The sequence below is a fragment of the Micromonospora sp. MH99 genome, assembly GCF_021442385.1.
GTDB lineage: Bacteria > Actinomycetota > Actinomycetes > Mycobacteriales > Micromonosporaceae > Micromonospora.
The window spans coordinates 87,589-93,718 of record NZ_MUZA01000022.1; the positions used below are offsets into that span (position 1 = coordinate 87,589).

Sequence of the window (6,130 nt, forward strand, 5' to 3'; positions counted from 1 at the left end):
TCGGCTCAATTATCAAGAGGAACCGGAAGGGAAACCGGAGAGAGCCGGGCCGCCCGAGGCGACCCGGCCTCCCGCTTCCGACGGGAATTCCCGTCAGAGCAGACCGCCGGTGATGCCGAGCAACCCGTGGTCCGACGAGGCGGGCCCCCCGTCGTGCAGGTCGCCGGTCACACCGTCGGTGACCCCTCCGGTCACGTCACCGACAGTGCCGGTGACCCCGGGGAGGAGACTGTCCACGTGGTGCGTGACACCGCCCACCACGGACGGGACGTCCACCGGCGGCACCACGCCGCCGACGGCGCCGTGCCCGAGGCCCAGACCACCCAGGGTGTCGTGGACGCCCAGGGAGCCGACGATGCCGTCGACCTGGCCGTGCACGCCGGAGAGGGCACCGCCGGTCACGTCGCCGCCGAGCACCGGGTCGGTGACGCCGAGTACACCGGTCGGGTCCCCGACGGTGCCGGTCACGCCGCCCAGCACCGGGTCGGCGATGCCGTCGACCGGGTGCACCACGTCCGCGTCGAGGGTGTGCGCGACGTCGGCCACACCGGTCAGGTCGGTGTCGAGGCCGCTCGGGCCGATGCCCAGGCCGACACCCGGAAGCACGGTCACCCCGGCGGCCACGGTCGTCGGGTCCACGGCGATGGCGCCGAGCACACCGGCCTTGACGTCCACGCCGGCCGGCGAACTGGTGACGCTGATCTGCTGCGCCACGCTCTGCAGCTGGCCGACCACATCGGTGGCGTCGGTCACCAGCGGGTCGAACCCGAGCTGCCCGACGGCCGGCACCAGCGGCGCGAGGCCCTGCCCCGGCGCGTAGTCGACCACGAGCGGCACCACGTCCTGCACGTCGGCGGCCGTGATGTCACTGAGCCCCGCGGCGTGCAGCGCGCCCTCCGGGTCGAGGTCGAAGGCCGACCGCGCGTCGGGGTTGGTCAGCAGGTCGAGCACGAAGTCGTGGAGGGTCTGTTGCGAGTCCATGTGCCGGTTCTCCTCGGATTGGCGTCGGCGACCGTCGTTCGTCGACAGTGACGTTATTGCGGGGGCCGATCCCGGACATCGGGGCTCGGCCCGCATCCGATCCCGCCGCGTTAGGGCCTTGATCGGCTCCACCGTTAGGGGGACTGGGGGAAAGCGTCTCGGGCAGATTAGGGTCCCGACCAGGGAGCGATCTCTGGTACGAACGTAGGAGCCCGCGGGTTTCGCCGGGGGTGGGTCGCCGGGCAGCGCCGGCGCCATCGCCACCAGAGGGCCGACTCGCGGAAAGAGAAGAGACGGATGCCGTACGTCCTGGGGATCGACATCGGAAGCACCAACACCGCCGCCGCCGTCGCACGGCGCGACGGCCGGACCTGGACGCGCCCGGAGGCTGTTCCGCTCAACGCCGGCTCCCCCCTCGTACCGTCGGTGCTGCACCTGGCCGAGGACGGCGCCCTGCACATCGGCGGGCCCGCCACCGACGACGGCAGCCGCACCACCAGGGACTTCGTCCGCCGCATCGGCGACGACGTGCCCCTGCTGCTCGGCGGCGAGCCGTGCGCGCCGCAGACGCTCACCGCGGAACTGGCGGCGTGGGTGGTGGAGCAGGTGCAGGCCGCCGAGGGCGGTCCGGCCGCGGCGGTCGTGCTCAGCCACCCGGCGGCCTGGCGGCCGTACCGGCGGGAGCTGCTGCACCGGGCGCTCACCGACCTCGGTCTGCGCGGCGTCACGCTGCTGCCCCGCACCGTCACGGTCGCCGAGAGCCACGCGGCCCGCGGGTTCGACGGCACCACGGCCGCCGTCTACGCGTTGGGGGGCGCCAGTTTCGAGGCGGCCCTCGTGCGGCGCACCCCGCGCGGCACCTACGAGAGCTTCGGCACCCCGCAGGGTCTCGACCCGATCGGCGGCGCCGACTTCGACGAACTGCTGGCCAGCCACGTCCGCACCGTGCTGTCACGGGAGCTGGCCGCCACCGGCCGTCGGGAGCACCAGGCCGCCCTGCGCGGGCTGCCGGCCGAGTGCGACCGGGTCAAGCGGGCGCTGACCGTCGAGCTGGCCGCCGACGTGGTGTTGAGCCTGCCGACCGGCCCGGCACGGATACCGGTGACCCGCGCGCAGTTCGAGGCGATGATCCGCCCGACCGTGCAGGCCACGGTGGACCTCCTGCTGCGCACCGTGCAGGGCGCCGGCCTGACGCCGACGCAGCTCGACGGCGTCCTGCTGGCCGGCGGCTCGGCCCGCATCCCGCTGGTCACCGAGCTGATCACGGCGGCGCTTCCGGTCCCGGTCGAGGTGGAGCCGGACGCGCAGCTCACCGCCGCCACCGGGGCGGCGAGCGCGGCCTGCCAGGTGGTGTCACCCCGCCCCCGGCACCCCCCTGCGGTCCGCGACCCGGCGCCGGTCGCCAGCTCCGGCCGGGCCGCCATCCCGGCCCTGCGCCGGCCGCGGAACCACGCCACCGATCCGGGCGAGCCGCCACCGCGCCCTCCGGTCCGGATCCTCCCCCTCGACCTGCCGAAGGCGTCCCGTCTGGCACTGACGCTCAGCCGGGGACGCGAAGGATGACCACAATGATCATGAATGACGTCGTCGAGTCCCGACTGGTGCTCGGCAGAGCGCCCAAGGCCCTGCTGGACCGGGTCGCCGACGATCCGACCGGCCCGCTCCTGGTCGGCCTGGCCGGCCCCGCCGGCCACGGCAAGACCGCGCTGCTCGCCGAGCTGACGCGCATCGGGCGACGGGCCGGGCTCACCGTACGCACGGGCGTACCGGAGCCGGCCGATCCCGTCGACCCGGCCGAGCTGCTGCTGGTCGACGACGCGCACCTGCTCGACGACGAGCGGGTCGGCGTGCTGCTGGATCTGGTCGCCACCCGACGGCACCGACTGGTCGTCGCCCACCGGCCCTGGCCCCGGTCGGTGGCCCTCTCCGAGCTGACCGACGCGCTGCGCCGTGAAGGGCAGGCCGTGCTGCTCGGCCCGTACGGGCGGGAGCAGACCGCGGCCCACCTCGCCGCCGCGGCGCCCGAGCTGGCGCACCGTGGCGACCTGGTCGACTACGTGCACACGCAGACCGGTGGCGTCCCCCGCGATGTCGAGCGGCTGACCCGTGGCCTGCGCGCGGTCCCGGCCCTGAGCAGCGCCCCGACCGAACCGCCCCGGTCCGTCGTCCTCGAGTTCGCCCCGGAGCTGGAGATCCAGCCCACCGCCGTACGACGGCTGCTGCTCGCGGTCGCGGCCGGCGTACCGCTGCCGGTGACCATGCTCGGCCCGCTGCTCGACCAGGAGCCGGAGGCGGTCGACGAGCTGATCGCCACGACCCGGGCCGCCGGGCTGATCGGCGCCGACGGCCGGCTCACGCCGATCGTCCGGCGGGCCGTCACCACACTCAGCCCGGCCACCGAACGCAGCGCGGTCTGGCGTCGCCTCACCGAGTTGCAGCTCGCCCGGGGCGGCCCGGTGCTGCCGCTGGTGCGCTCGCTGCTCGCGGTGGGCGTGCTCGGCGACTGTCCGGCCCCGACGCTTGCCGCGGCGGCGCAGGAGGCGCTTGCCGACGAGCCGGCCTTCGCCGCCGATCTGTTCGCCGCCGCCACCGCGGCCGGACACCCGACGAGCGCCCGGCAGGCGCTCGCCGCCGCGCTCGCCGGCAACCTCGACGACGCGCTGCGCCTGGCGGACCGGCTGCTGGCCGCAGCCGATCCGACGGACCGCGCCGAGGCTGCCGTAGTGGCCGCCACCGCTCTGGCGCACCGCGGCCACACCGGCCGCAGCGTCGAGCTGTACCGGTGGTCGGGCACCGCATCGTCGCTGGCGTACGCCACCGTCGGCGGGCTCGCCACCGGCGACCTGACCGCAGCCGGGCCGCCGGTGGACGAGTCGGCAGGCGAACCGCCCACACTGCACGCCAGCGCCGCCCGGCTGATGGCCCAGGGCGTCCGCGAGAGCGTCACCGGCACACCGAGCGCCGCGCTCTCCGCGCTCGTGCAGGCCGCCGCGCTGCTGGAGCCGGACGGCCGGGCGGCGCTCCTGCCGGACAGTCCCGCCGCGCTGGCCGCCCTGACCGCCGTGCACTCGGGCGAGCTGGACATCGCCGAGCAGGTGCTGCACCGGGCGCAGGCCGCCGGGGTCGGCGGTCCGCTGATGGCCCGCCGGCACCGGCTGTTGCAGGCCTGGATCCTGATGGTCCGGGGCCAGACACTCGCCGCCGCCGAACGCCTCGCCACGGTGACCGCCGACGAACGGCCGTTGGAGTCCCGTGACCTGCTCTTCGCCGCCGCGCTGCGGATGGGCATCGGTCGGCGCACCAGCGACCTCGGCGCGCTCAAGCGAGGGTGGGGGCAGGCCCTGGAGGCGGTGGTCCGCCATCCCGTCGACCTGTTCACGCTGCTGCCACTTGGCGAACTGGCCATCGCGGGCGCACGGCTGGGCGACGCGGCCCGGTTGGCACCGTATCTGCGGGAGGGTCGCGCGCTGCTCGACCGGCTCGGCGCTCCGACACTGTGGAGCGTCCCGCTGCACTGGAGCGGGTTGCACGCGGCCATCCTGAGCGGCGAGCCGACGGCCGCCGACGACCACGTCGCCGCCCTGCTGGCCGCCGCCGACCACAGCCGCTACGCCGCAGTTGTCGCCGCGGCCGCCGAGAGCTGGGTGGAGGTGCTGCGGGGCGTGGTCGACCCGGTGCGGGTGGAGGCCGCCGCCCGTGGCCTGCACGACACCGGACTGTGCTGGGACGGCGCGCGCCTCGCCGGGCAGGCCGCGATCCGCACCTCGGACCGGCGGGCGATGACCACCCTGCTGGAATGCGCCCGCGTGCTCCAGGGCCGGCCGGCCTCCGCCACCGGTGGGCCGCGACCGACCGCCGGCGAGAGCGCCACCCCGGCGGCCGACGCCATCGCCGCCCCCACCCAGCAGGGGCTCAGCGACCGGGAGTACGAGGTGGCCGAGCTGGTGCTGGCCGGGCTGACCTACCGGGAGATCGGTGATCGGCTCTTCATCTCGGCGAAGACCGTGGAGCACCACGTGGCCCGCATGCGCAACCGGCTGAACTGCGCGAACCGTGCCGAGCTGCTGGCCCTGCTGCGGACCGTCGTCGCCGACCGGGCCAGCGACGCCGCCGGGCAGCCCTGGCCGCAGCGGTCGGCGCGATGAGCCGGACGTGCCACGGGTCACCGCGAACCGGGCGGAGCGCGACGTGACGCACACCCCCGAACGGCGACTGCGGGTCCGGTTCGTCGCCGCGGCGGCGGTGCTGCTCGCGCTCTGGTCGTACGCGGCCTACCTGACCGGTGAGGACGCGGTCGACCTGCTGCGGGTGCGGACCCTGGCCGACACCCTGGGCCAACCCATCGACCGGCTGATCCTCAGCCTGCAGACCGAGCGCCGGGTGACCGCCGAGGCGCTGGCCGGGTCGGCGCCGGCGCGGACCGCGCTGGCCGGGGCGCGCGAGGTGACCGACCGGGCGACGGCGGACGTCCGGGCGTTTCCGGCCGGCCGCGATCTGCGCCTGCTCAGCGCCGGGGCGGTGCGTGATCGGGCCGAGGCGCTCGTGCGGCGGTTGAACGGGCTCGGCGCCGTCCGGTCCCAGGTGGACGCCGGGTACCTCGACCGCACCAAGGCGACCGACGGGTACGACCAGCTCGTCGACGCCGCCTTCGACGTGTACGGACCGGAGTGGGGCGCGTACGAGAGCAGGTTGGCGATCGAGACCCGCGCGGTGATCGCGCTGGCCCGCGCCCGCGAGCTGCTCGCCCGGGAGGACACCCTGATCAGCGCGGCCGTCCTGAGCGGTCGGATCACCGCCGAGGAGCGGCGCCGGCTGGTCGAGCTGGTGACCACCCAGCGGTACGCCCGCGTCGAGGCGGCGGCCGGCCTGCCGGCCGGCGGCCGGGGCGCGCACCAGCATCTCGCGGCGGCCCCGGAGTTCGCGGGCCTGCTCGCGGTGGAGGACGCGCTGCTGCGGACGGACCGGGCCGACGCGCTGCGCGGGATCAGCGCGGCGGACTGGCGGACGACGCGCGCGGCGCTCTGCACGAGCTGGTGACGACCACCGCCCGCGGGAGCGTCGAACGGGCCGCGCCTGGGGCGGCGGTGATCGTCGGGCGGACCGGCGCGGTGGTGGGGCTCGGGCTGATCGCCGTGCTGGGGGTGCTGCT

The 6,130-nt window shown here is 75.8% G+C and carries 4 protein-coding genes; 3 read left to right on the top strand and 1 reads right to left on the bottom strand.

Annotated features, from left to right (window positions below):
• Positions 1 to 93 precede the first annotated feature (93 nt).
• Positions 94 to 981, bottom strand: a complete 888-nt coding sequence (locus B0E54_RS14505; RefSeq protein WP_234584031.1) for an IniB N-terminal domain-containing protein — start codon at positions 979 to 981, stop codon at positions 94 to 96.
• Between the two features lie 297 nt (positions 982 to 1,278).
• On the opposite strand from B0E54_RS14505, the gene B0E54_RS14510 reads away from it, so the two are divergent.
• The 3 genes from B0E54_RS14510 to B0E54_RS14520 are packed head-to-tail and all read left to right on the top strand — an operon-like array spanning position 1,279 to position 6,018.
• Positions 1,279 to 2,544, top strand: coding sequence for an Hsp70 family protein (locus tag B0E54_RS14510; RefSeq protein WP_234584032.1), 1,266 nt, complete (start codon positions 1,279 to 1,281; stop codon positions 2,542 to 2,544).
• A gap of 5 nt (positions 2,545 to 2,549) precedes the next feature.
• Positions 2,550 to 5,126, top strand: coding sequence for a LuxR family transcriptional regulator (locus B0E54_RS14515; RefSeq protein WP_234584033.1), 2,577 nt, complete (start codon positions 2,550 to 2,552; stop codon positions 5,124 to 5,126).
• A gap of 7 nt (positions 5,127 to 5,133) precedes the next feature.
• Positions 5,134 to 6,018 carry a nitrate- and nitrite sensing domain-containing protein gene (locus B0E54_RS14520; RefSeq protein WP_234584034.1) on the top strand — a complete coding sequence of 295 codons (885 nt, stop codon included), beginning with the start codon at positions 5,134 to 5,136 and terminating at the stop codon, positions 6,016 to 6,018.
• The last annotated feature ends 112 nt before the right edge of the window (positions 6,019 to 6,130 follow it).

Excerpts from the sequence above, each read along its gene's own strand:
- B0E54_RS14510 (WP_234584032.1), top strand. The coding sequence starts at position 1,279 with ATGCCGTACGTCCTGGGGATCGACATCGGAAGCACCAACACCGCCGCC.
- B0E54_RS14505 (WP_234584031.1), bottom strand. The coding sequence starts at position 981 with ATGGACTCGCAACAGACCCTCCACGACTTCGTGCTCGACCTGCTGACC.
- B0E54_RS14515 (WP_234584033.1), top strand. The coding sequence starts at position 2,550 with ATGATCATGAATGACGTCGTCGAGTCCCGACTGGTGCTCGGCAGAGCG.